17 protein-coding genes are annotated in these 23,534 nt (G+C 62.3%); 11 read left to right on the top strand and 6 right to left on the bottom strand.

All coding sequences use genetic code 11. The features are described 5' to 3' along the window. Positions 1-76 precede the first annotated feature (76 nt). Positions 77-379: a hypothetical protein gene (locus tag V7787_RS25730; RefSeq protein ID WP_064491195.1), complete on the top strand. Its 303-nt coding sequence runs from the start codon at positions 77-79 to the stop codon at positions 377-379. Positions 380-393: 14 nt separating this feature from the next. Here the strand turns inward: V7787_RS25730 and V7787_RS25725 are convergent, their stop codons facing one another. The 4 genes from V7787_RS25725 to V7787_RS25710 form a co-directional block, all read right to left on the bottom strand. Then, positions 394-1,821, bottom strand: a complete 1,428-nt coding sequence (locus V7787_RS25725) for a sigma-54-dependent transcriptional regulator (protein ID WP_064491196.1) — start codon at positions 1,819-1,821, stop codon at positions 394-396. Then, a complete protein-coding gene (locus V7787_RS25720) occupies positions 1,790-3,283 on the bottom strand; it encodes a sensor histidine kinase (RefSeq protein ID WP_064491197.1) in 1,494 nt (497 codons plus the stop codon). The genes V7787_RS25725 and V7787_RS25720 overlap by 32 nt, the downstream gene beginning before the upstream one ends. Before the next feature lie 307 nt (positions 3,284-3,590). After that, positions 3,591-5,042 (bottom strand): sensor histidine kinase, encoded by a 1,452-nt coding sequence (locus V7787_RS25715; RefSeq protein WP_336090053.1) that lies wholly within the window; start codon positions 5,040-5,042, stop codon positions 3,591-3,593. Between the two features lie 173 nt (positions 5,043-5,215). Then, the gene (locus V7787_RS25710) at positions 5,216-5,809 is read right to left on the bottom strand and encodes a lytic transglycosylase domain-containing protein (protein WP_004576566.1); all 594 of its coding nucleotides are present in this window, start codon (positions 5,807-5,809) and stop codon (positions 5,216-5,218) included. A gap of 185 nt (positions 5,810-5,994) precedes the next feature. Between V7787_RS25710 and gspG the strand changes: the two genes are divergently transcribed. The 7 genes from gspG (at position 5,995) to V7787_RS25675 (ending at position 16,633) form a co-directional block, all read left to right on the top strand. After that, positions 5,995-6,420 carry a type II secretion system major pseudopilin GspG gene (gene gspG / locus V7787_RS25705; RefSeq protein ID WP_003253843.1) on the top strand — a complete coding sequence of 142 codons (426 nt, stop codon included), beginning with the start codon at positions 5,995-5,997 and terminating at the stop codon, positions 6,418-6,420. An 11-nt stretch (positions 6,421-6,431) separates the two neighbouring features. Then, a complete protein-coding gene (locus tag V7787_RS25700) occupies positions 6,432-7,622 on the top strand; it encodes a type II secretion system F family protein (RefSeq protein ID WP_064493286.1) in 1,191 nt (396 codons plus the stop codon). Positions 7,623-7,812: 190 nt separating this feature from the next. Then, positions 7,813-9,054 (top strand): multidrug efflux RND transporter periplasmic adaptor subunit MexE, encoded by a 1,242-nt coding sequence (gene mexE / locus V7787_RS25695; protein ID WP_003253847.1) that lies wholly within the window; start codon positions 7,813-7,815, stop codon positions 9,052-9,054. 12 nt (positions 9,055-9,066) lie between these two features. Then, complete coding sequence (locus tag V7787_RS25690) at positions 9,067-12,246, top strand: efflux RND transporter permease subunit (protein ID WP_003253849.1); 3,180 nt, start codon at positions 9,067-9,069, stop codon at positions 12,244-12,246. Continuing rightward, a complete protein-coding gene (locus tag V7787_RS25685) occupies positions 12,243-13,658 on the top strand; it encodes an efflux transporter outer membrane subunit (RefSeq protein ID WP_064493284.1) in 1,416 nt (471 codons plus the stop codon). Before V7787_RS25690 ends, V7787_RS25685 begins: the two co-directional genes overlap by 4 nt. Before the next feature lie 224 nt (positions 13,659-13,882). Continuing rightward, the gene (locus V7787_RS25680; protein WP_064493283.1) at positions 13,883-14,938 is read left to right on the top strand and encodes a HEAT repeat domain-containing protein; all 1,056 of its coding nucleotides are present in this window, start codon (positions 13,883-13,885) and stop codon (positions 14,936-14,938) included. A gap of 78 nt (positions 14,939-15,016) precedes the next feature. Beyond that, positions 15,017-16,633, top strand: coding sequence for a response regulator (locus V7787_RS25675; RefSeq protein WP_064493282.1), 1,617 nt, complete (start codon positions 15,017-15,019; stop codon positions 16,631-16,633). A gap of 6 nt (positions 16,634-16,639) precedes the next feature. Here V7787_RS25675 and V7787_RS25670 read toward each other — a convergent pair whose 3' ends face one another. Then, positions 16,640-18,703, bottom strand: a complete 2,064-nt coding sequence (locus V7787_RS25670; protein WP_081273301.1) for a hybrid sensor histidine kinase/response regulator — start codon at positions 18,701-18,703, stop codon at positions 16,640-16,642. 193 nt (positions 18,704-18,896) lie between these two features. On the opposite strand from V7787_RS25670, the gene V7787_RS25665 reads away from it, so the two are divergent. Together V7787_RS25665 and V7787_RS25660 are read left to right on the top strand one after the other, a co-directional pair. Continuing rightward, entirely contained in the window at positions 18,897-19,583 is a 687-nt protein-coding gene (locus tag V7787_RS25665) for a type 1 glutamine amidotransferase domain-containing protein (protein ID WP_064493280.1), read from the top strand. 129 nt (positions 19,584-19,712) lie between these two features. Next, a complete protein-coding gene (locus V7787_RS25660) occupies positions 19,713-20,519 on the top strand; it encodes a CSS-motif domain-containing protein (RefSeq protein ID WP_064493279.1) in 807 nt (268 codons plus the stop codon). 23 nt (positions 20,520-20,542) lie between these two features. Here the strand turns inward: V7787_RS25660 and hppD are convergent, their stop codons facing one another. Continuing rightward, positions 20,543-21,619, bottom strand: coding sequence for a 4-hydroxyphenylpyruvate dioxygenase (hppD, locus tag V7787_RS25655; RefSeq protein WP_064493278.1), 1,077 nt, complete (start codon positions 21,617-21,619; stop codon positions 20,543-20,545). Between the two features lie 299 nt (positions 21,620-21,918). Here hppD and V7787_RS25650 point away from each other — a divergent pair, with 299 nt between their 5' ends. Continuing rightward, entirely contained in the window at positions 21,919-23,505 is a 1,587-nt protein-coding gene (locus V7787_RS25650; RefSeq protein WP_064493277.1) for an EAL domain-containing protein, read from the top strand. Positions 23,506-23,534: the final 29 nt, after the last annotated feature.

Below are 23,534 nucleotides of genomic sequence, written 5' to 3'. Positions count from 1 at the left end.
GGGTAATGGCACCTTGACGGTTCGGGTAAGGCCAAAGGGAAGTATGAGCCTTACCCTTACAGCAAAGGAGCCTGCCATGTCCCGCTCGATCGTCCTGTCGATTGCCCTGCTCGCCTCGCCGCTGGCCTTTGCTGTCGGCACCGGTCCGACCTACCCCGACGACCCACACAATACGGCGCCACAGCCAGGCGTGGACAGCACCCTCAACCCGATCGAGAAGCCTTTGCCGCGGGCCACCGACCCGCGCATACAGGGCAACGAACCGCAAAGCCCGCCAGCCAAGCAGAATGACAACCGCGATCTGCCGGGGATGGAGGGCAGTGGGTCGGAAGGTACCGGCCGGCAAGGAGAAGGCAGCTCAGGCACAGGTAACCCCTGACGACACGGCCTGTACTACCACTGACGCTTGTCAGGCCGGGTCAGCCCCAGCTTTTCGATCCGGTAACGCAGCATATCCCGCGACAACCCAAGCATCCGCGCCGACTTGGTCACGTTCCAATCGGTGCGGTCCAGGGTCTTGCAAACAAGATCACGCTCCATGTCAGGCAGGCTTGTACCCGGTTCTGGCTCGTGCCGCGGCATTTCGAACATGGTCGCCATCGGCTGTTGCGCCAACGGCTCGTCAACCAAGGTCATGCACAGGTTCAACTGATGCGCTTGCACCACCTCGTTCGGCGCCAGCAACACCGTCTGCTCCAGCATGTTGCGCAATTCACGCACATTGCCAGGCCAGCTATAACCGAGCAGCAGGCTTTCGGCCTCGGCCGAAAAGCGCAGGTTCGGCTTGCCATAGCGCCGGCTATGGTGGGCAAGGAAATGCCGCGCCAGTAGCAGAATGTCCTGCCCACGCGAATACAGGCGCGGCACCTTCAGGGCGATAATGCGAAGGCGGAAGAACAGGTCACGCCTGAATTTGCCCTGCTGCACCATTTGCTCCAGATTACAGTTGGTGGCGCTGATCACCCGCAGATCCACCTTGCGTTCCTTCACGGCACCAATCCGGCGGATGCTGCGGTCTTCCAGCAACTTGAGCAGCTTGGCCTGCAGCACCAGGTCCATTTCGCCGATCTCGTCAAGGAACAAGGTACCACCATCGGCAGCCTCTACCAGGCCTACCCGGCGCTCCTTGGCATCGGTGAACGCGCCCTTCTCGTGGCCAAACAGTTCGGCCTCAAGCAGGTTGGCAGGGATCGAAGCGCAATTGAACTCAATGAAAGGCCCTTTACTGCGCGAACCATCGAAGTGCAGGGCACGGGCCACCAGTTCCTTGCCAGTACCGGTCTCGCCTTCGATCAGCACCGGTGGCAGGTCGTCACTGGCCATGCGCCGCTCGGCATCGAGTACCTGGCGCAGGGTGTGCTTGAGGGTGAGCATCACCGGCGACTCGCCGATCAATGCCTGCAACCCGGACTTCTGCGCCTCGCGCTCCTGATAGAACGACAGCGTGCGCTCCATGCGCTCGGTAGCCAGGGCCTTGTCCAGGGTCAGTTTGAGCTCGGCCAGTACCACCGGCTTGGTGAGGTAATGAAAGGCGCCCTCCTTCATCGCCTGCACGGCATCTTCGACATTGCCGTAGCCGGTCATCATGATCACTTTCAGGTCCGGCGCCTGGGCCACCAACGTGCGCAGCAGGTCGTGCCCGCTCATGCCTGGCAACGAGTTGTCGGTCAGCACCGCGTCAGGTTGCGCCCGCTTGATCTGCTCCAACGCCAGCTCCGCGCTGTGGCACACGATGACTTCGTAGCCCTTGAGGCTGAGGTAGGTGCGAATGTTGTCGGCAAGGATTTCATCATCCTCGACGACCAGGATGCTCTGCTCCATGTTCCCCTCCCGCTGCAATATTGAATGTAAGACTGACGCGGGTTCCTTCCTCTTCGCGGCTGCTCAGGCTGACCGAGCCGCCAAAACGTTCCATGATGCGTTTGACCAGGGCCAGGCCCACACCGAGGCCACCCTGCTTGGTCGTGAAGAACGGTTTGAACACCATCCGTTCCTGCTGTTGGCTCATGCCTTTGCCGGTGTCGGTCAGCACGAACTCGGCACGCAGGCCTTCTTGCACATTGACCTGGGCATTGAGCATCCCGCCAACGGGCATGGCCTCCAGGGCGTTGGAAAACAGGCTGTTGAGAATCTGCGTAAGCTGCAGCGGCTGGCTGACCACCCACTGCACGTCAGGCCCTTCGAAATGGAAGCGCACGCCGTTGCGTTCGATCTGCTGGGCAAAGGCCAAATGGGTGTCCTCGATGGCCGCCACCAGGTCCACGGCCTCGGGTTCGTCACTGGCCGGGCGCAACGACACCAGCAGGTCGCGCACCCAGCGCGACATTCGGTCGACCTGGCTGATGATGTCAGTGATGTTCTTCTGCGCAGCAGCGTTGGCGGTTTCCTGGGCAAGTTCGGCGCTGGAGCGTATGTTGGCCAGCGGGTTACGCATGCTGTGAGCCACGGCCGACGACATTTCTCCCAGCGCCACGTAGGTTTCGCTTGCCACCAGCCGCTCCTGCTGCAGGTGCAGCATGTGCGCCGCACGGCGCACAATCCAGAACAGGCCGAAGTAGATCAACGCCCCACCCACCAGTGTCGAGGCCCAGATCAGCACATAGCCGCGCTGGATGCGCCGAATGAGGTCCTGCGGCTCCTTGTAGATTTCCACCATGGCCAGTACCTGCTCACCCTGGCTGTCGAACAGCGGGATGTAGTTCTCGATGAACAGGTAACGCGGTGCGCGCTGGAACTTCTGCTCTTCGCGATCCTCGGCGGCCTTGTGATAACTGGCCGACACCGCCTTGCGCGAGCGGAAGGCGCGCTCAAGATCGCCATCAGCCTCTATCCGCTTGCCAATCAGCTCCACGTTGGTGGACCAGACAATGGTGCGGTCGCGGGCATAGACATTGGCCAGCAAGGTGTCCGGCAGGTGCTCGACATGATCGAGGAACTCGATCCGGGTCGATTCGGCCAGGGCCGGGGTGACCTGCAAGTGCTGCAGGTCCAGCCGCGGGTCCAGCAACTCGCCCATGGTGGTGCCAGGCGGCAATTGCGAATGCCGCACTTCGGCCTGGGCCATTGCCTGAATGAACTGCGCGGTAAGCATGGCATCGCGCTCCACGCTGTCGCGCACCACGAAGCGCGTCGAAACGTAACCCAGCCCACCTGCCACCGAGGTAATGATCAACAGGCTGATCACCGAAAACCAGCGCAGCAGGTTGAATTCACGCAAGGGTACGGCCCGTCCGCTGGCGGTCGCATTGGCCTTGTCGGGCGCTTCGTCTTCCAGCATCTGCATCGCGTGGTTCCCGCGCAGGGCGTACGTTCAGAACTGCATCAAGGCCAATGGCAGCAGCCACTGGGTAGCAATCCACCTGGGCAGTCGCAGCTGCCATTTGTCGCGTGTCGCGCTTCACAAACTTCGCTGCAAAAACTTGGCCAGCAGCAACATGACAAAATAAAAACTTTAATTTTCAGTAGTTTGCCAGGACTTATTAAGATCGATTAGAGGATCAATCCCCACATTTGGGTGATTATCACCCACAAAACATAAATCCTTTTTATATCAACATCTTACTGAACCATATTGATGTCATTTGACGAATTCAGGCCAGTCGGAAACTTAACGAAACCCTTGTGCCATGGCCTTCGCTGCTGCTGAGCCGGACCGTACCGCCGAAACGTTCCATGATGCGTTTCACCAGCACCAGCCCCACCCCCAGCCCACCCTGTTTGGTGGTGAAAAACGGCCGAAAAGCCATACGCTGCTGCTCTTCGTTCATGCCCTTGCCATTGTCGGACAGGCGCAAGGTCAGGCTGCGCCGGTTGTGTCGTACCACCTCGATACGCAACCGCCCGCCCTGCTCCATCGACTCCAGGGCATTGGCGATCAGGCTACTGAACACCTGGCGCAGCAATACCGGGTGCCCCAACACCTGCACGGCCGGTAACGGTTGCAGGTCCAGGCTTACTCCGCCGCGCGCCAGCGGCACAGCGTAGGTCTGCAGGCTTTCCTGCAACGCCTGCGGCAAGTCCACCGCCAACGCCTCGTCGTTCAGCGGGCGCAGTGACTGCAGCATCTGGCGGATCCACTGCGACATGCGATCGACCTGGCTGATGATATCGTTGACCTGGCGTTGCGCCGGGCCTTCGTCGAACGCCAGGGCCAGTTCCGCACTTGAGCGGATACTGGCCAGCGGGTTGCGCAAGCTATGGGCCACCGCCGAAGACACCTCACCCAGTGCCACGTAGGTTTCGCTGCTGATCAGGCGCTTCTGCTGTACCGCCAGCAGCCGTGCGGCGCGGTGCATGATGCCGTAAAGGCCGACATAGACCAGTGCAGCGCCGACCGTGATGGCCAACCAGATCAGGATCAGGCCACGCTCGATGCGTGCGATCAGGTCGTGGGGCTCCTTGTAAATCTCGACCATCGCTGTGACCCGATCGCCATCGGCATCGAACAGCGGAATGTAGTTCTCGATGAACAACTGCTTGGGCGGGGTGATGAACTTCTGCTCGGCGCGGGCCTGTTCGAAATTGTGGTAGCTGGCCGAGACCCGCATCTTGTACTCGAAAGCCCGACTCAGGTCTTCGTCGCCTTCGATCAGCTTGCCGACCAGTGCCGGGTTGGTGGACCAGATCACTGTATGGTCCAAAGCATAAATATTGGCCAGCAGCATATCGGGCAGGTGAGCGATATGGTCAAGGAACTCGCCGCGGGCCTTGCGCCGGGCTTGCGGGTCGACGTCGGGCAAGTTATTGCGGTCGGTGCGCGGATCGAGCAGTTCGCCCATGGTCCGCACATTGGGGATCGACACATGGCGCACTTCGGCATCGGCAATGGAGGTGATGAACTGTGCGGTGAGTAACGCATCACGCTCGACGCTCTCGTCGATGATGAAGCGGCTGGAAATCAGCCCCAGCCCGGCAGCCACCGAGAGAATGATGGCCAGACTGACCCAGGCATACCAGCGCAGCAGGTTGAATGGCTTGCGCGGGGCGGCCAGCTCGCTACCGGCTGGCACGTCAAGAGTGACGGAACGAGGGGCGGCGTCCATAACGGACTCCTCAGCTGGGCACCTTCAGAAGGTTATAGCCCAGACTTGGGGAAACTATAGTATTAAATTGATGGCATCCGCCGAAGGGTATTTATTCGCCCTGACTTCACCTACCCAAAACAGCTTGAGGGTGGCGCGGCCCCTGCGGGAATGCTTGAGCTGCACGCCCGCTGTTACAAAGACGAATCATCCGTCAACCCTTGCAACTTTCGATACTCGCGCAGCACCGTGGGCACATAGCGCCGGGTCTCGGCAAACGGCGGCACGGCACCGCGCCGCAGTACAGCATCCGGGCCAGCGTTGTAGGCCGCCACGGCCAAGGTGATGTCGTTGTCGAACAGGGTGAGCATCTGCTTGAGGTAGCGTGCCCCGCCCTGCACATTGTCTTCCGGGTCCAGGCGGTCTTGCACCCCCATCTCGCGGGCGGTGTCCGGCATCAGTTGCATCAACCCCACTGCACCCGCCCGCGAACGGGCTTTGGGGTTGTAGCCGGACTCGGCCTTGATCACCGCGTGCAGCAGCGCCGGCGGCAGGTTGTGGAGGCGCGCAGCCGTGGCGACTACCTCGGCGTAAGGGCGGCCGGTGATCATCTGCGCTTTGACCGGCCCGCCCTGGGCCAGCGGCTCGCTGATCACCTTCTCATAGTGTCGCCCTGGTCGATGGACATTGGTCAGTACGTAGCCACCCTTGGCATCGATTGAGATGTACACATCGGCCTGGGCAGCACCTGCCGCCAGCCAGATCAAACCGAGGATGAGTCCACGCATGCCGGTCGCCTCTTCGTCGTGGCCCCCGATGTGGGGGAAATGCCCCGGAAAACCCGAGTACATTCACCACGACGCAAGCACTGTGCCGCTTCCTGTGCCGCATGGCGCAAGGCCCCGAGGCAGACGTGCACGGCTGTTGCATGGTGCATGTCAACGCTTGTCCCCATGCAGTGGAGGGTTTCACCATGCAGCGCAGAACCAACCCGCAACGTGGCTTCACTCTGCTTGAACTCCTGGTGGTCCTGGTGGTACTCGGCCTGCTGGCCGGCATCGTCGCGCCCAAGTACTTCAGTCAGCTCGGCCGCTCCGAGGCCAAGGTAGCGCGGGCGCAGATCGAGGGGCTGAGCAAGGCCCTGGACTTGTATCGCCTGGAGGTCGGCCACTACCCCAACAGCGAACAAGGCCTGCAGGCGCTGGTGGTCGCCCCCAGTGGCGAGGCTCGCTGGACCGGCCCGTACCTGCAGAAGGCCGTGCCGCAAGACCCGTGGGGCCGCCCTTACATCTACCGGCAACCCGGCGAGAACGGCGGTGAGTACGACCTGCTGTCGATGGGCAAGGACGGCCAGCCGGGTGGTGATGGGGAAAACGCCGAAATCACCAGTTGGCAGTAAGGAGAGCGGCCATGCGCTACAGCCTCAAGGCCCTGGGCAGGCAGGGCGTGGTGCAATTGCAGATCGATGCCGAGGACGCCGACCAGGCCCGCCGCCAGGCCGAAGACCAGGGCCTGCGTGTGCTCAGCCTGCGCAGCAGCGGCGGCGCGCTGCGCGGCATGGCCTGGCGCCGTGAAGCGGCATTCGACCTGGTGCTGTTCAGCCAGGAACTGTCAACCTTGCTCAATGCCGGCCTGCCGCTGATCGACGCACTGGAAAGCCTGGCGGAGAAGAGCCCGGCAGCGACAGCGCGCAAGGTGCTCGCCGAGCTGGTGCGCCAGCTGTACGAGGGCCGCTCGCTGTCCCAGGCGCTGGGCCAGCAACCGCGGGTATTCCCGCCGTTGTATGTGGCGCTGGTGCAGTCCAGCGAACGCACCGGTGCTCTGGGCGACGCCCTCACCCGCTACATCAGCTATCGCCAGCGCCTGGACCTGGTCCGGCAGAAGCTGGTGGGTGCCTCGGTCTACCCGTTACTGCTGTTGCTGGTGGGAGGCGGTGTGGTGCTGTTCCTGCTCGGCTACGTGGTGCCGCGTTTCAGCCAGGTGTTCGAAGGCATGGGCACCGAGCTACCCTGGCTGTCACGGGTGCTGATGCAGGTCGGCCTGTTTCTGCATGCCCAGCAAGCGCCACTGGCGCTGGGCACCGTCGGTGGGGTCGCGGCGCTTTGGCTGCTGCGCCGGCACCCGCGTGTACGGTACTGGGCCTCCTGCCAGCTGCGGCGCCTGCCCGCACTGCACCAGCGCCTGATGATGTACGAGCTGGCGCGTTTCTATCGCTCGCTGGGCATACTGCTGCAAGGCGGCATCCCCATCCTCACCGCCATGGGCATGGCCCGCGGCCTGCTCGGCAACGCAGCAGCGCAGGGCCTGGAGCAGGCCAGCCTGCGGGTGGGCGAAGGGCTGCCGCTTTCCGATGCTCTGGCGGCCGGGCACCTGGTGACGCCGGTATCCCTGCGCCTGCTGCGCGCTGGTGAGCAGTCTGGCAACCTGGGCGAGATGCTGGAGCGCTGCGCCGACTTCCATGACCAGGAAATCGGCCGCTGGGTGGAATGGTTCGTCAAACTGTTCGAACCGCTGCTGATGACCTTCATCGGCCTGCTGATCGGCCTGATCGTAATCCTCATGTACATGCCGATCTTCGAGCTGGCCTCAAGTATTCACTGAAGGGCCAGGCCCAGGCTTTCGCGTAACCTGAAGCCCACACAGGCGGTGTTCTGCGCCCAACCCGGGCGCCATCGATAGTTGATCCCCACTTATCATTCAGCGTGATATTAACCTTCGTCCCGTTCGATTCGTGCCTCACGCGCAACACACTCACACTCCGCCCACTACTAATACATTGGCGGAGTTCTCCATGGAACAATCACTCAAACCCTTGCGCTTCCCCCTCGCTGCCCTGGCAGTGGTGGTGATCAGCGCTTGCGGTCGAACCCCCGACGCGGTGCAGGCTCCCGCTGCGCCGAAGGTAAGTGTGGCCAAGGTGATCGAGCAACCGATCACCGAATGGGACGAGTTCACCGGCCGCCTCGAAGCCCCGGAAACCGTCGAGGTGCGCCCGCGGGTCTCCGGCCAGATCGACCAGGTCGCCTTCACCGAAGGCGCCCAGGTCAAGAAAGGCGACCTGCTGTTCCAGATCGACCCACGCCCGTTCCAGGCCGAAGTCCGCCGCCTCGAAGCCCAGCTGCAACAAGCCAAGGCCACCGCCATCCGCAGCGCCAACGAAGCCCGTCGTGGCGAGCGCCTGCGTGACAGCAATGCCATCTCCGCCGAACTGGCCGAATCGCGCAGCAGTGCCGCCGCCGAAGCCCGTGCCGGGGTCGATGCGATCCAGGCCCAGCTCGACCTGGCGCGCCTGAACCTCAGCTTCACCCGCGTCACCGCGCCCATCAGCGGCCGAGTCAGCCGCGCCGAGTTCACCGCCGGCAACATCGTCACCGCCGATGTCACCCCGCTGACCAGCGTGGTGTCCACCGACAAGGTCTACGCCTACTTCGACGCCGACGAGCGCGTGTACCTCAAGTACACCCAGCTGGCCCGTGAAGGCCAGCGTAGCCAGAGCACCCCGGTATACCTGGGCCTGACCAACGAAAGCGGCAACCCGCACCTGGGCCAGATGAACTTCGTCGACAACCAGGTCAACCCGCGCACCGGCACCATCCGCGGCCGCGCGGTATTCGACAACAGCAATGGCCAGTTCACCCCGGGCCTGTATGCGCGCCTGAAGCTGGTCGGCAGCGCCCAGTACGACGCCATGCTGATCAACGACGAAGCCGTGGGTACCGACCTTGGCAAGAAGTTTGTGCTGGTCATGGACAAGGACAACAAGGCCACCTACCGCGCCGTGGAACTGGGGCCGAAGCTGGAAGGCTTGCGCATCGTGCGCAGCGGCCTGGGCAAGGACGACCGCATCGTGGTCAAGGGCCTGCAGCGCGTACGCCCTGGTTCGCCGGTAACCCCGGAAGAAACACAGATGGCCAGCGAACAAACCCTCGCCGCCCTCGCCCAGCAGCGCCAGGCCCTGGAGGCCAGCAACCCGGCGCCGAAGGTGGCGGGCAACAACGTGAAAGTCGCCAGCGCCCAGGCGCCACGCGGTTAAGGGACCCTACCGATGAACTTCTCGAAATTCTTCATTACCCGGCCGATCTTCGCCGCGGTGCTGTCGCTGGTGCTGCTGATCGCGGGTTCCATCTCGCTGTTCCAGCTGCCGATCAGCGAATACCCCGAAGTGGTGCCGCCCACCGTGGTGGTGCGCGCCAACTTCCCCGGCGCCAACCCCAAGGTCATCGGCGAAACCGTTGCCGCGCCGCTGGAGCAGGCCATTACCGGTGTGGAGAACATGCTGTACATGTCCTCCCAGTCCACTGCGGACGGCAAGCTGACGCTGACCATCACCTTCGCCCTGGGTACCGACCTGGACAACGCCCAGGTGCAGGTGCAGAACCGCGTAACCCGTACCCAGCCCAAGCTGCCCGAGGAAGTGACCCGTATCGGTATCACCGTCGACAAGGCCTCGCCTGACCTGACCATGGTCGTGCACCTGACCTCGCCGGACAACCGCTACGACATGCTCTACCTGTCCAACTACGCCATCCTCAACATCAAGGACGAACTGGCGCGCCTGGGCGGCGTAGGCGACGTGCAGCTGTTTGGCATGGGCGACTACTCGCTGCGCGTCTGGCTGGACCCGAACAAGACCGCTTCGCGCAACCTGACGGCCAGTGATGTGGTCGCGGCAATCCGCGAGCAGAACCGCCAGGTAGCCGCTGGCCAGCTGGGCGCGCCACCTGCCCCAGGCTCGACCAGCTTCCAGCTGTCGATCAATACCCAGGGCCGTCTGGTCAACGAGGAAGAGTTCGAAAACATCATCATCCGCGCCGGTGCCGATGGCGAGATCACCCGCCTGAAAGACATCGCCCGGGTCGAACTCGGCTCCAGCCAGTACGCCCTGCGCTCGCTGCTGAACAACCAGCCGGCGGTGGCCATCCCGATTTTCCAGCGCCCAGGCTCCAACGCCATCGAGATCTCCGACGAAGTGCGGGCGAAAATGGCCGAGCTGAAAAAGGACTTCCCGGAAGGGATGGACTACAGCATCGTCTATGACCCGACCATCTTCGTGCGCGGCTCCATCGAAGCGGTGGTGCACACCCTGTTCGAAGCCCTGGTGCTGGTGGTGCTGGTGGTGATCCTGTTCCTGCAGACCTGGCGCGCCTCGATCATCCCGCTGCTGGCGGTGCCGGTCTCGCTGATCGGTACCTTCGCGGTCATGCACCTGTTCGGTTTTTCACTCAACGCGCTGTCGTTATTCGGGCTGGTGCTCGCCATCGGTATCGTGGTGGACGATGCCATCGTCGTGGTGGAGAACGTCGAACGTAACATCGGGCTGGGCCTGAAACCGCTGGAAGCCACGCAAAAGGCCATGAGCGAAGTGACCGGGCCGATCATCGCCACCGCCCTGGTGCTGTGCGCGGTGTTCGTACCTGCAGCGTTCATTTCCGGCCTGACCGGGCAGTTCTACAAACAGTTCGCCCTGACCATCGCCATCTCGACGGTCATTTCGGCGTTCAACTCGCTGACCCTGTCGCCAGCCTTGGCCGCGGTGCTGCTCAAGGACCATCATGCACCCAAGGACCGTTTCTCGCGGTTCCTCGACAAGCTGCTGGGCAGCTGGCTGTTCTCCCCTTTCAACCGGTTCTTCGACCGGGCCAGCCACAGCTACGTCGGTGGCGTGCGCCGCGTCATCCGCTCCAGCGGCATCGCCCTGTTCGTGTATGCCGGCCTGATGGGCCTGACCTACCTCGGTTTCTCGTCCACGCCGACCGGTTTCGTGCCGGCCCAGGACAAGCAGTACCTGGTGGCCTTCGCCCAACTGCCGGACGCGGCCAGCCTCGACCGTACCGAAGCGGTGATCAAGCGCATGAGCGAAATCGCCCTGAAGCAGCCTGGCGTGGCCGACTCGGTAGCCTTCCCGGGCCTGTCGATCAACGGTTTCACCAACAGCCCCAACAGCGGCATCGTGTTCACCCCGCTCAAACCATTCGATGAGCGCAAGGACCCGAGCCAGTCGGCGGCAGCCATCGCAGCCGCGCTGAATGCCCAGTTCGCCGACATCCAGGACGCCTACATCGCCATCTTCCCACCGCCGCCGGTACAGGGCCTGGGCACGATTGGCGGGTTCCGTCTGCAAATCGAAGACCGTGGCAACCTGGGTTACGAAGCGCTGTACAAGGAAACCCAGAACATCATCGCCAAGAGCCACAACGTCCCAGAGCTGGCTGGCCTGTTCACCAGCTACCAGGTCAACGTGCCACAAGTCGATGCCGCCATCGACCGGGAAAAGGCCAAGACCCACGGAGTGGCGATCACCGACATCTTCGACACCCTGCAGGTTTACCTGGGCTCGCTGTACACCAACGACTTCAACCGCTTTGGCCGCACTTACCAGGTCAACGTCCAGGCCGAGCAGCAGTTCCGCCTTGATGCCGAGCAGATCGGCCAACTGAAGGTGCGCAACAACCTTGGCGAGATGATCCCGCTGGCGACCTTCCTCAAGGTCAGCGACACCTCCGGGCCGGACCGGGTGATGCACTACAACGGCTTCATCACTGCCGAGATCAACGGCGCTGCCGCCCCGGGCTACAGCTCTGGTCAGGCGGAAGCTGCAATCGAGAAGCTGCTGAAAGAGGAACTGCCCAACGGCATGACCTTCGAGTGGACCGACCTGACCTACCAGCAGATCCTCTCGGGCAATACCGCATTGCTGGTGTTCCCACTGTGCGTACTGCTGGCGTTCCTGGTGCTGGCCGCCCAGTACGAAAGCTGGAGCCTGCCGCTGGCGGTGATCCTGATCGTGCCGATGACCCTGTTGTCGGCCATCACCGGTGTGATCGTATCGGGTGGCGACAACAACATCTTCACCCAGATCGGCCTGATCGTACTGGTGGGCCTGGCGTGCAAGAACGCGATCCTGATCGTCGAGTTCGCCAAGGACGAACAGGCCAAGGGCCTCGACCCGCTGGCTGCGGTGCTGGAAGCCTGCCGCCTGCGTCTGCGGCCGATCCTGATGACCTCGATCGCCTTCATCATGGGTGTGGTGCCCCTGGTGTTCAGCTCCGGTGCAGGTTCGGAAATGCGCCATGCCATGGGTGTGGCGGTGTTCTCCGGGATGATCGGCGTGACCGTGTTCGGCCTGTTCCTGACCCCGGTGTTCTTCTTCCTGATCCGCCGTTTCGTCGAGCGTCGCCAGGCCCGCAAGGCTGAACACGCTCAAGTGCTGGAGAACCACGCATGAACCTGCTCAAACCCCTGACCCCAAGCCTGCTGGCACTGGCCCTGGCGGCCTGTGCGGTAGGCCCGGACTACCAGGCGCCAGCCACCGAACCTGCGCAATTGGGCAGCGATGTGCAGGCCAAGGCCTACGACCGTAGCCGCTTCGAGAGCCTGTGGTGGAAGCAGTTCGACGACCCGGTGCTGAACCAGCTGGTGCAGGCTTCGCTGGACGGCAACCGAGACTTGCGCGTGGCCTTCGCCCGCCTGAAATCGGCCCGTTCGATCCGCGAAGATGCCGAAAACGACCCGTTCCCGGTGGTCACCAGCCGTGCCAGCAGCGATCTCGGCAAAGGCCAGATCCCCGGCCAGACCACGCAGCGGGTGAACAGCGAGCGCTACGACCTGGGCCTGGACATGGCCTGGGAACTTGACCTGTTCGGCCGCATCCAGCGCCAGCTCGAAGCCAGCGAAGCCCAGGAAGCGGTGGCCGCCGCCGACCTGCAACAGTTGCAGGTCAGCCTGATCGCCGAACTGGTCGATGCCTACGGGCAGCTGCGCGGTGCCCAGTTGCGCGAGAAGATCGCCCTGGCCAACCTGAAGACCCAGCAGGAATCACGCACCATTACCGAAACCCTGCGCGATGCGGGCGTGGGCAATGACCTCGACGTGGTGCGTGCCGATGCGCGCCTGGCCGGGGTCGAAGCCACCGTGCCACAACTGCAAGCCGAACAGGCACGGGCGCGGCATCGCATCGCCACCCTGCTCGGCCAGCGCCCTGACGCGCTCAGCGTAGACCTGTCGCCCAAGGCCCTGCCGGCCATCGCCAAGGCGCTGCCGGTCGGTGACCCGGGTGAGCTGCTGCGCCGCCGCCCGGACATCCGCAGCGCCGAGCGCCAGCTGGCGGCCGCCACCGCCAACGTTGGCGTGGCCACCGCCGACCTGTTCCCCCGCGTCAGCCTCAGTGGCTTCCTCGGTTTTACCGCCGCCCGCGGCTCGCAGATCGGCTCGTCGGCAGCCAACGCCTGGGCGCTGGGCCCGAGCATCACCTGGGCGGCCTTCGACCTGGGCAGCGTGCGGGCCCGCCTGCGCGGCGCCAAGGCCGATGCCGAAGGGGCACTGGCCAACTACGAACAGCAGGTGCTGCTGGCGCTGGAAGAGTCGGCCAACGCCTTCAGCGATTACGACAAGACCCAGCAGCGTCTGCTGTCGCTGATGCGCCAGAGCGACGCCAGCCGCAAGGCTGCAGAACTGGCCTCGATTCGTTATCGCGAGGGTACCGTGGACTACCTGGTACTGCTCGATGCCGAACGTGAGCGGCTAAGTGCTGAAGACGCACAAGCTCAGGGTGAAGTCGACCTTTATCGCGGCATCGTCTCGATCTACAAGGCCCTGGGTGGCGGCTGGCAACCGGAGACGGTGGCCAGCGCGCACTGATTCCACTGCCTCAACGACTCCTTTGGTTGGCTCCTCCCCCAACCGTTTGCCCCGCAGGCCATGGCCCGCGGGGTTTTTTTATGTTTGCCATCGTATTCACCCCAATACGCAGTGCATGGAATGCCACCGCAGGCCTGGCGCCTGGCCAGCGGCGTGCCCGGTTCGGTTGCATTTACCCCCCGGCTGGCCCAAGCTCTGCCCTTCCCGCCGCCACGGATCGTCCGATGCCCAGACGCAACCGCTACCTGATCGCCCTGCTGTTGTCGATTCTGGTATCGGCCCTGTTCGGCTACCTGTGGCGCGACGCCCCGCCAACCCCGCCAACCTTGCCAGCACACAGCTACGCCAAGGCGCTGCGCCAGGCCCACGACGGTCAGCCCGGCGCCGCACGGGTGCTGTACCAGCAATTGCAGCGTAACGACCTGCCTGCGATCCGCCGTGCGGCACTGTACGCCGAGTTGCCCAACTACCCCTCGCCGCAGGCATTGAAACTGGCCCGCCAGGACCTGGAACATGCCGAGCCGCTGGTGCGTCGAGCGGCCATTGCCAGTATCCGCCGCCTGTTACCGCCAGCACAGCGCAGCCTGGTACTCGGCCCGCTGCTGGACGACAGTGAGCAAAGCGTGCGTTTTGCCGCCGTGGATGCCCTGCTGGGCCTCGATCCCGACGCCATCGGCCTCTATTTCGGCCCCCTGCAGTCAGCCTTGGAGCAATACCAGCAAGCCCTGGAGCAACAGCCTGAAGATGCCGAGGCCCAAGTGCACCTGGCGCGCCTGTACCTGCACGAAAACGACTACACGCACGCCGCTGCGGCCCTGCAGCGTGCGCTCGCGGTTGCCCCCGGCAACCTCGATGCCCTGGCGACTCAGGTACGCCTGCTCGAGCGCCAGGGCCACCACGACGCCTCCCGCCAGGTGCTGGGCAAAGCCCTGGCGCTGAGCCCCGACTCGGCCTTTCTGCAGTATGAGCTAGGGCTTTGGCTGAAGCGCCACGAACAGCGCGAGTATGCCTTGCTGGCCCTGTCCCGCGCCGTCGAACTGGACCCGGACAACGCCGATTACCGCTATACCCTGGCAGTCACCCTGCATGAGCTGGACCAGCTCGACGCCGCCCAGAAGCAACTGGAAACCGTGCTCAATCGGCAGCCAGCCAATCGCCGGGCACGGGTGCTGCTGATTCAGTACTGGAAAGAGTCCGGCCAGTTGCAGAACGTGCAAGTATCGCTCGCCGAGCTGGAGCGTCAGAACCCGGACGACCCTGTGCTGCAACAGGGCCTGTAGGCAGTACCTGAACTTAGTTGAACCCTGAGCCTGTGCCAGGGTCCAGTGGGTATAAGGCCACCCTAAAGGAGAGTCGTTTTGGCCAGTTCGTTGGCGCTGGATGAACGTGCCTTGATCCTCGCACCGCCACAACTGGCGGCGGATACCTCACGTCTGCTGACTTCCGCCGGCATCAACAGCCTCTGCGCGGTCGACCTGGCCAACCTGCAGGCGCGTCTGACCGAGGGCGCAGGGTTGGCGATCATTGCCGAGCAGGTGTTCAGCCAAGGCCCAAGCGCCTTGCTGCAGGCATTCATCGACCAGCAACCCAGCTGGTCGGATTTGCCCATCGTGCTGCTGACCCAGGGCGCCTGGTCGACCGCTGGCGTGAATCATCATCCAGTGGGCAATCTTCTCTGGCTGGTCACGCCCTACGAAAATGCCCAGTTGCTGCACATGACCCAGTCCGCGCTGCGCAACCGGCGGCGACAGTACGTGACACGTGACCAGCTCCATGGCATGCAGCAGCGCCTGGACAGCCGGCCTTCAACCCCGGACGAAGAGCAGGACCGCAGTGAGTTCACCCGCTGCCAGGCACGCAAGATGGAGGCCATCGGCCAACTGGCCGGCGGCGTCGCCCATGATTTCAACAACCTGCTCACCAGCATCAGCGGCAGCTTCGAACTTATCCAGCGGCGCCTGCGCCAAGGCCGCAGCGACGGCCTGGATGGCGTTCTGTGCATGGGCCGCGAGGCCGTTTCACGCGCCGCCCGCCTGACCCACCGCTTGCTTGCCTTCTCTTCCCGTCAATCGCTGCACAGCCAACGTATAGATCTGCATACCTTGCTCAAGGCAGAACGCCTGGGCGCTCGCCTGAGCCCGTCGATAACCCTGCAAGTGCACGCGGCCAAAGACCTGTGGCCCGTGGAGGCGGATGACCAGCAGTTGCAGGAGGCCCTCGACAACCTGCTGCTCAATGCCCGCGAGGCCATGCCCAACGGTGGCCTGCTATGCATCGAGGCGAACAATCATCACATCGCCACCGAGCAAGCTGCTGACGGCGCTTTGCGCACTGGCGACTATGTGCGCCTGCGAATAACCGACAGCGGCCAAGGCATGGCGCAAAGCACGCTGGAGCACGCCTTCGAACCCTTCTTCAGCACCAAGGCGACCGGCCAGGGCATTGGCCTGGGGTTGTCGATGGTGTACGGCTTCAGCAAGCAGTCCCATGGGCATATCACCCTCAGCAGCGAGATCGGCCAGGGAACCCAGGTGGAGCTGTATTTGCCACGCCATGTCGACCAGGCCCTGTCATACAGCGAACCTGTGCCAGCCAGGCAAGACGGCTGCAGCCGACACGTGCTGGTTGTCGAGGACGATCCCCATGTGCGCCAACTGCTTTGCCAGGCGCTGGACGAAAGCGGCTTCCCCTGCCAAAGCGCAGCCGACGCCAATGAGGGACTGAAGGTGCTGCGCTCGGCACAACCGGTGGATTTGCTCATCACCGATGTGGGCTTGCCCGGCATGAACGGCCGGCAACTGGCAGAAATTGCCCGCAGCCTGCGCCCACGATTACCGGTGCTGTTCATCACCGGTTACGCGGAAACGGCCATGGCCCGCGAAGGCTTCCTGGGCGCTGACATGCACCTGATCTGCAAGCCGTTCGAGTTGCAGCAGTTGCAGGCTCGAGTGACACACATTCTAGGCAAGCCTTGAAGTGCCTTACACGTCAAGCAGGCGTAGCGCCTCATCGGCAAGATGCGCCAGGGAAAACGGCTTGTTCAACAATGCCGTGCCCGGCTGATCGAGCAATTGCGCTTCAATGGACTGATCCGCATAACCGGTGATGAACAGAATTTTCTGCTGTGCAAGCTGCATGCGCATGGCCTTGGCCACTTGCCGGCCACTGAACCCACCCGGCAAACCGATATCGGTGATGACCAGATCGAAAGGGCCGCCATGGCGAAAGCGCTCCAGTGCGCTATTGGCATCGCCCACATCCGTGACGTCAAACCCACGCTCAGTCAGGTATTCGCGCATGACCGCGCGCAGATCAAGCTCGTCATCCACCAGCAGCAGGCGCTTGCCAAGTGCCATGCGCTGCGAAAGCGGTACCGGCACGGGCTCATCCGGAACCGGCTCATGGCACCTGGGGAAAAGCATGGACACCTTGGTGCCCTGCTCTGGCGCCGACTCGATCCAGGCATACCCGCCCGACTGACGGACGAAGCCATATACCATCGACAGACCAAGCCCGGCCCCACGCCCGAGAGGTTTGGTTGTGTAAAACGGTTCAAAAGCCCTGGCGATATCAACCACTGCCATGCCATGGCCATCATCCTCGACATGCAACGCCACATAGTCGCCTGGCGGCAAGCCACTTTCATCCGGGAAAAACGCAGTCAGCCGTTCGTTCACGCTGCTGATGGTGACATTCCCTTGTTCCAGGCACGCTTCACGCGCATTGGCACACAAGTTGATCAAGGCATTCTCGAGCTGGGGCACGTCCAGGCTCACTGCCCAAGGTGCAATGTCCAGTTGCCAGTGCAAACGCATCTCTGCCCCCAACGCCCGCAGCAAAAGGGGTTCGCTCAAACGTAACTGCCGATTGAAGTCCAGTGGCCGAGGGGCCAATGGCTGATGGCGGGAAAATGCGATCAACCGATGGGTCAGGTCCATGGCCCGCTGCACCGCGTCGCGCGCAACGTCCACGTAGGCCTCCACACGCTCCAGCCGCCCCTCCTGCAAGCGCCGCTGCAGCAGTTCGAGGCTGCCACCAATACCGGACAGCAAGTTGTTCATTTCATGGCCCATGCCGCCTGCCAACTGGCCAACCACCTCCATACGCTCGCTGTTGTGCATCAGCATCTCTGCCTGCCGCGCAGCCTCTTCACGGTCTGCGGTGATGTCGCGGCCAACCGCAGTCAGCAGGCTGCCGTCAAACCTCGCACTCCAGCGAAACCAGTGGTAGTGACCATCGCGGTGTCGCAGGCGGATCTCCAACTGCTCCGCGTGGCTGCATTGCAGCAGCTCGGACACTGCCAATTGCACTTCGGCACGCTCTGTCGGGTGCACCAGCTGCATCACCGACATCGCCTGCACTTGTTCTTCTGTCCAGCCCAGAATGCGGTACCAGGCCGGGTTGGCAGCATGCAGTTTCAGTTCAGGGGTGAGCATCATCATCGCTTCGCGCGACAGCAACCAGAACTGCTCTCGCTCGGCCACATGCTGCTCGACCTGGCGTTCAAAGCTCTGCACCTGCTCACGCCAATGGCGGTGTGCCTCGACGCTGGCCGTGGTCTCGATCACCGTATGCAGAAACCCCGCCACGTTACCGAGTTCATCGTGCAGGGGGGCATAACCGAATGCGCACCATAGTGGTTCGGCGCCTTCACTGCGGACGATACGCAGGGGTGGGTCCTCGACAAAATTCGAGTGGCCTTCCAGTGCCTTGAACACCCAGGGGCCCACTGCAGGCCAGATATCACTCCACAGGGTATCGAACGCCATGCCCAGCGCATCCGGTAATGCCCGCAACGCCCGGTAGCCATCGTTATGCACCACACACAGGTCCGGCCCCCAGACCACCGCACATGGGAAAGGTGACAAATGCATCATGTCCACGGCAATGCGCAACGAAGCAGGCCAGCGCGACAATGGCCCAAGCGAGGTACGCCACCAGTCGAACTGGGCTATCCGCTCCCCCATCGGCTCGATCGATGGCAAAACAGGCGACTGCAGGATGACCTGCGGCGCGGGCTCGCGTGGCTTACCGTTAGCGACCAATATCGTGACTCCAGCAATGCTCAGGGTTGACCACAGCGCCGCCAAGCCTGGCACGCTCGCCCGTGGATGGATTCAAGTTAGCACAGCACGTCCGGCCCACCATGGCGGACTTGCTTGTGGCAGCTATGCTAATTAGGTTTTCCCTCGGGCCAGGGAGCACCGGCCCATTCAGGTTGGCGACGGGAGCAGGGTCATGAGCAAGAAAATTCTGGTGGTGTTGACCAATACAGCGAAGTATCCAACCCTCAAACGGGCGACCGGGTTGTGGCTGGGTGAAGCCGTTCACTTTGTCGAGAAAGTCGAAAAGGCCGGCTACACGGTCGATTATGTCAGCCCACAGGGCGGTTACGTTCCCGTCGACCCGAAAAGCCTGCAGATGGCCCCTGACCTGGACTGGCAGTGGTATGACGACAAGCGCTTCATGACGCGCCTGGGCAGTACCTTGGCCCCAGGGCAGGTGAAGGCCAACGAATACAGCGTCATCTATTACACCGGTGGGCATGGGGTGATGTATGACTTCGCAGAAAACCAGGCTCTGCAGGAACTGGCACGCAAAATCTATGAAAAAGGTGGCATTGTCGCAGCAGTCTGTCACGGCGTAGTCGGCCTGCTGAACATCAAGCTGAGTAACAACTGCCTGCTGCTCAAAGACCGCAAGGTGACCGGCTTTTCCAACATAGAGGAAAAACTGGCCGAACTGGACGACGTAGTGCCGTTCCTGACGGAGAACGAACTTGGGGCTCGCGGCGGTGAGTACAGCAAACATGATGAGCCGTGGAAGCCATACGTGGTCGACGATGACAGGCTGATCACCGGGCAGAACCCCGCTTCCACTGCCTTGCTGGCCGAGGCAGTGCTGAAAAAGCTCAAGGGCAGTTAGCTACATCAAGGCGCTCGCTTTCCTACCGCTTCAACTGCAGCCGGACTACAGCAGCCCGGTCAGCAAATACATAGGCTCAGGGCTCAACTGTTCACCACGGACAGTTTCAGAGCGGAGAACTATTAGCCTATGTCGAAAATCATGCACGCGGGGCGCAGCATGGTGGAGCTGCTGCTGCTCATTGCAGTGGCGCTGGTGCCTGTGGTTTCCGGTTTGCTGGTGATGGCTTTCCAGCTGGAAGCGAAACTTGCGGAAAACGCCAGCATTTCCGTTCAGGAGGCGGTTTTCAGCGTCGACAATGCACTGGACAGAATGCACGAGACGGCCCTGCGCACCCTGCCATTTGCAGGGGAATCTTGCGATAACGTCAAAAGCGCCTTGCAGGACCAGGTTGCCATCCGCTCCATGGTCAGGTCGCTGACCTTGCTCAAAGACAATCAACCCTACTGCAGTACGGCTTCAGGTTCGCTGGAGCATTATTCATCATTCGCGTCGTCCGGCCAGCGGGTCGCATTGTCCTACGGCCCTCCTGACACGCGCCAGAAGCTGCTGGTCGACTTTCACCAGAAGGGCAAAAACAATAGCGTCATCGTGACAGCCTATGCCATGCAGATTCGCAATGAGCTGGATGGCTTTCTGGATGGGCTGACACTGCTGGTCGAATTTGGCGACCGCTACATATGGAGCAATGGTGACAGCCGTGACCTTGAGCGCCCTTCACAGTCAGAATTCTTTACAAGCGCCATGTCGGCCAAGTATGGATACACGGTCAAAGGTGGCTACCCAGCGGGTTTCACCGCTCAGGAAATCCGCCAGTCGGTGCTGCAGATCGTCCCCTCGCTGATGCTGGTGGGGATCGTGACCGGCTCGATCGTCTACCTGGCCCTGTTCAGGGCTCGTGCCAACAGGCGGGGTACCGCCGCCGAACGAACATGACGACGACGGTACTCCAGGGGCGATCAGTCTGTGCTCAGCACGCCACGGCGTACCTGGTCACGTTCGATGGATTCGAACAGTGCCTTGAAGTTGCCTTCACCGAAGCCATCGTCACCTTTGCGCTGGATGAACTCGAAGAAGACCGGGCCAAGCAGGGTTTCCGAGAAAATCTGCAGCAGCAGGCGCTTGTCTTCGGGCTGCGAGGCACCATCGAGCAGGATGCCACGCGCTTGCAGTTGGTCGACCGGCTCACCATGGCCCGGCAGGCGCTCTTCCAGCATTTCGTAGTAGGTTTGCGGTGGCGCGGTCATGAAGCGCATGCCTAGCCCCTTCAGGGCATCCCAGGTCTTGAGCAGGTCATCGGTCAGGAAGGCCACGTGCTGGATACCTTCACCGTTGAACTGCATCAGGAACTCTTCGATCTGCCCTGCGCCCTTGGACGACTCTTCGTTGAGCGGGATGCGGATCATGCCATCAGGCGCAGTCATGGCCTTGGAGGTCAGGCCGGTGTATTCGCCCTTGATGTCGAAGTAGCGGATTTCACGGAAGTTGAACAGTTTCTCGTAGAACCCGGCCCAGTAGGCCATGCGCCCGCGGTAGACGTTATGGGTGAGGTGGTCGATGATTTTCAGGCCAGCACCCACCGGGTTGCGATCCACGCCTTCGATGAAGTTGAAGTCGATGTCGTAGATAGAGCTGCCTTCCTCGAAGCGGTCGATCAGATAGAGCGGTGCCCCCCCGATACCCTTGATCGCCGGCAGGCGCAATTCCATCGGGCCGGTTTCGATTTCTACCGGCTGAGCGCCCAGTTCCAGGGCGCGGGCATAAGCCTCATGGGCATTGCGCACGCGAAAAGCCATGCCACATACCGACGGGCCGTGTTCAGCGGCGAAGTATGAAGCGATGCTTTTGGGTTCATTGTTCAGGATCAGGTTGATGCCACCCTGGCGATACAGGTGCACATCCTTGGAACGGTGGGTGGCCACTTTGGTGAAGCCCAGTATCTGGAATACAGGCTCAAGTACGCCTGGGGTCGGCGAAGCCAGTTCGATGAATTCGAAGCCCATCAGGCCCATTGGATTTTCAAAGATATCAGCCATGTTCGTGTTCTCATCTGCAGCGAAAATTATTGATTGCGTGGGATGTGGAACAGGAACGGCGGTGAGCACGGAATGCCCCGCACGCTACGGGCGAGGTAGTCACCTATGATCAGCTTGAACCCATGGTATGTCATATGGACCCATTCTCGGCGGGCTTGATCCTTCGGAAGTGAAGGACCTTATTGTTGTATTCGTAAATCGATTCTACATTGCGTAAAATGGTTTGTCGCGTTTTAGTTGCTCGTACGCGGCGACAAACGGCTATCCTCTCGTTTTTACTCCATGATAGTCAGATCAGCATGCCCCTTACCGTCAAACGCCGCGCCGCACTCAGCTGGCGCACGCTCTTGCCCTGGGTCGTCGGCGTGCTGCCGGTCATGTGCGGCCTGGCCGTGATGAACTGGCAGGTCGAACGTGAAATGCAGGCCAGCAGCCACGCCACCACCCGCCAGGCGTTGGAGCACGTCGAACACATCCTCGACAACCTGTCCCGTGCCGCCAATTCGCTACTTCCACTGACTGACAGCTCATGCGAGCAGGCCCAGCTCATGCTGCGGGCCCAGGTTACCCGCAATGCCTTCGTGCGCTCGACCAACCTGTTCAGGCACAACAACCTTTATTGCTCCTCGCTGTTCGGCGAGTTCGAAGAACCGGTCAATCCTGGCGATTACGTCGACGGCAAGTTATGGCTGATGGACGGCAACTCGGTTACGCCGGGCCACCCGCTGCTGGTCTACCGTGCCAGCGACGGCGACCACGGTGCAATCACCACGGTGGATGGCGACCACCTGCTGACTGCACTGCGCCTGATCGGCCCCGATGAAGAACTGCAGATCCGCGTGGGCGACGCCTGGATGGGCAAGGACGGGGTGGTCCACAAAGGCGTATCCCCTGCGGCCCCCAGTGCCAACGTGCTGATTGGCTCAACCCGCTACCCTTTCAGCGTGCAGGGCGGCTACAGTGCCGACAAGCAAGGCCAACTGTTACGCAGCCACTACCCTGGCCTGCTCAGTCTGCTGCTGGTACTGGGTGCCTTGGCGGCGCTGGTGTGCCGCTGGCAGATTCGCCGCGCCACCTCTCCGCGTGCCGAACTGGAGCGTGCCCTGCAGGCCGATGAATTCCTGCCGTATTTTCAGCCGGTGGTGCGCAAGGGCGATTACCGCTGGGCTGGCGCGGAAGTGCTGATGCGCTGGCACCACCCGCGAGAGGGCCTGGTTCGCCCCGACCTGTTCATCCCCTATGCCGAACACAGCGGGCAGATTGTCGCCATGACCCGCGCGCTGCTGACACATACCGCGCAAAGCCTGGCGCCCTATGCCGGCCTGTTGGAAGACGGCTTCCATATTGGTGTCAACATCACCGCTGACCACTGCCGCGACCTCAGCCTGCTGGATGACTGCCGCACGTTCCTGCAGCACTTTCCGCCCGGCCGGGTGGTGCTGACCCTGGAACTGACAGAGCGCAAGCTGATCGAGCCTACGCCGGTCACCCTTGAGTTGTTCGAAAAGCTGCATGCCATGGGCGTGATGATTGCCCTCGACGATTTCGGCACCGGCCAGTCGAGCCTCAACTACCTGCGGCAATTCAAGGTCGACTACCTGAAGATCGACCAGAGCTTTGTTGCCATGATCGGCGCCGATGCGCTGTCAGTGCACATACTCGAGACCATCATCGAGCTGTCGGGCAAGCTGGACCTGGGCATCGTTGCCGAGGGTGTGGAAACCGACCTGCAGCGCGACTACCTGGCCGCGCACGGGGTGGACTTCCAGCAGGGTTACCTGTTCGCCAGGCCCATGCCGGCCGCCCAGTTCCTCGAAGCCCTGGCCACTCGCCCGGGCGCAACGCAGTTGCTGCAAGATGCGCCCCCTGAGATCATGCGCAGTTGATCAACCCGCTCAATTCCCGTATTCGAGGC

Source organism: Pseudomonas sp. CGJS7 (assembly GCF_036961695.1).
Note: the sequence above shows the minus strand (reverse complement) of the source record. Positions and strands in the feature narration are given on the sequence as shown.

What these genes read in the sequence shown, in the direction of transcription:
- V7787_RS25730 (WP_064491195.1), top strand. Translation starts at nt 77, where the DNA reads ATGTCCCGCTCGATCGTCCTGTCGATTGCCCTGCTCGCCTCGCCGCTG.
- V7787_RS25725 (WP_064491196.1), bottom strand. Translation starts at nt 1,821, where the DNA reads ATGGAGCAGAGCATCCTGGTCGTCGAGGATGATGAAATCCTTGCCGAC.
- V7787_RS25720 (WP_064491197.1), bottom strand. Translation starts at nt 3,283, where the DNA reads ATGCAGATGCTGGAAGACGAAGCGCCCGACAAGGCCAATGCGACCGCC.
- V7787_RS25715 (WP_336090053.1), bottom strand. Translation starts at nt 5,042, where the DNA reads ATGGACGCCGCCCCTCGTTCCGTCACTCTTGACGTGCCAGCCGGTAGC.
- V7787_RS25710 (WP_004576566.1), bottom strand. Translation starts at nt 5,809, where the DNA reads ATGCGTGGACTCATCCTCGGTTTGATCTGGCTGGCGGCAGGTGCTGCC.
- gspG (WP_003253843.1), top strand. Translation starts at nt 5,995, where the DNA reads ATGCAGCGCAGAACCAACCCGCAACGTGGCTTCACTCTGCTTGAACTC.
- V7787_RS25700 (WP_064493286.1), top strand. Translation starts at nt 6,432, where the DNA reads ATGCGCTACAGCCTCAAGGCCCTGGGCAGGCAGGGCGTGGTGCAATTG.
- mexE (WP_003253847.1), top strand. Translation starts at nt 7,813, where the DNA reads ATGGAACAATCACTCAAACCCTTGCGCTTCCCCCTCGCTGCCCTGGCA.
- V7787_RS25690 (WP_003253849.1), top strand. Translation starts at nt 9,067, where the DNA reads ATGAACTTCTCGAAATTCTTCATTACCCGGCCGATCTTCGCCGCGGTG.
- V7787_RS25685 (WP_064493284.1), top strand. Translation starts at nt 12,243, where the DNA reads ATGAACCTGCTCAAACCCCTGACCCCAAGCCTGCTGGCACTGGCCCTG.
- V7787_RS25680 (WP_064493283.1), top strand. Translation starts at nt 13,883, where the DNA reads ATGCCCAGACGCAACCGCTACCTGATCGCCCTGCTGTTGTCGATTCTG.
- V7787_RS25665 (WP_064493280.1), top strand. Translation starts at nt 18,897, where the DNA reads ATGAGCAAGAAAATTCTGGTGGTGTTGACCAATACAGCGAAGTATCCA.
- V7787_RS25660 (WP_064493279.1), top strand. Translation starts at nt 19,713, where the DNA reads ATGTCGAAAATCATGCACGCGGGGCGCAGCATGGTGGAGCTGCTGCTG.
- hppD (WP_064493278.1), bottom strand. Translation starts at nt 21,619, where the DNA reads ATGGCTGATATCTTTGAAAATCCAATGGGCCTGATGGGCTTCGAATTC.
- V7787_RS25650 (WP_064493277.1), top strand. Translation starts at nt 21,919, where the DNA reads ATGCCCCTTACCGTCAAACGCCGCGCCGCACTCAGCTGGCGCACGCTC.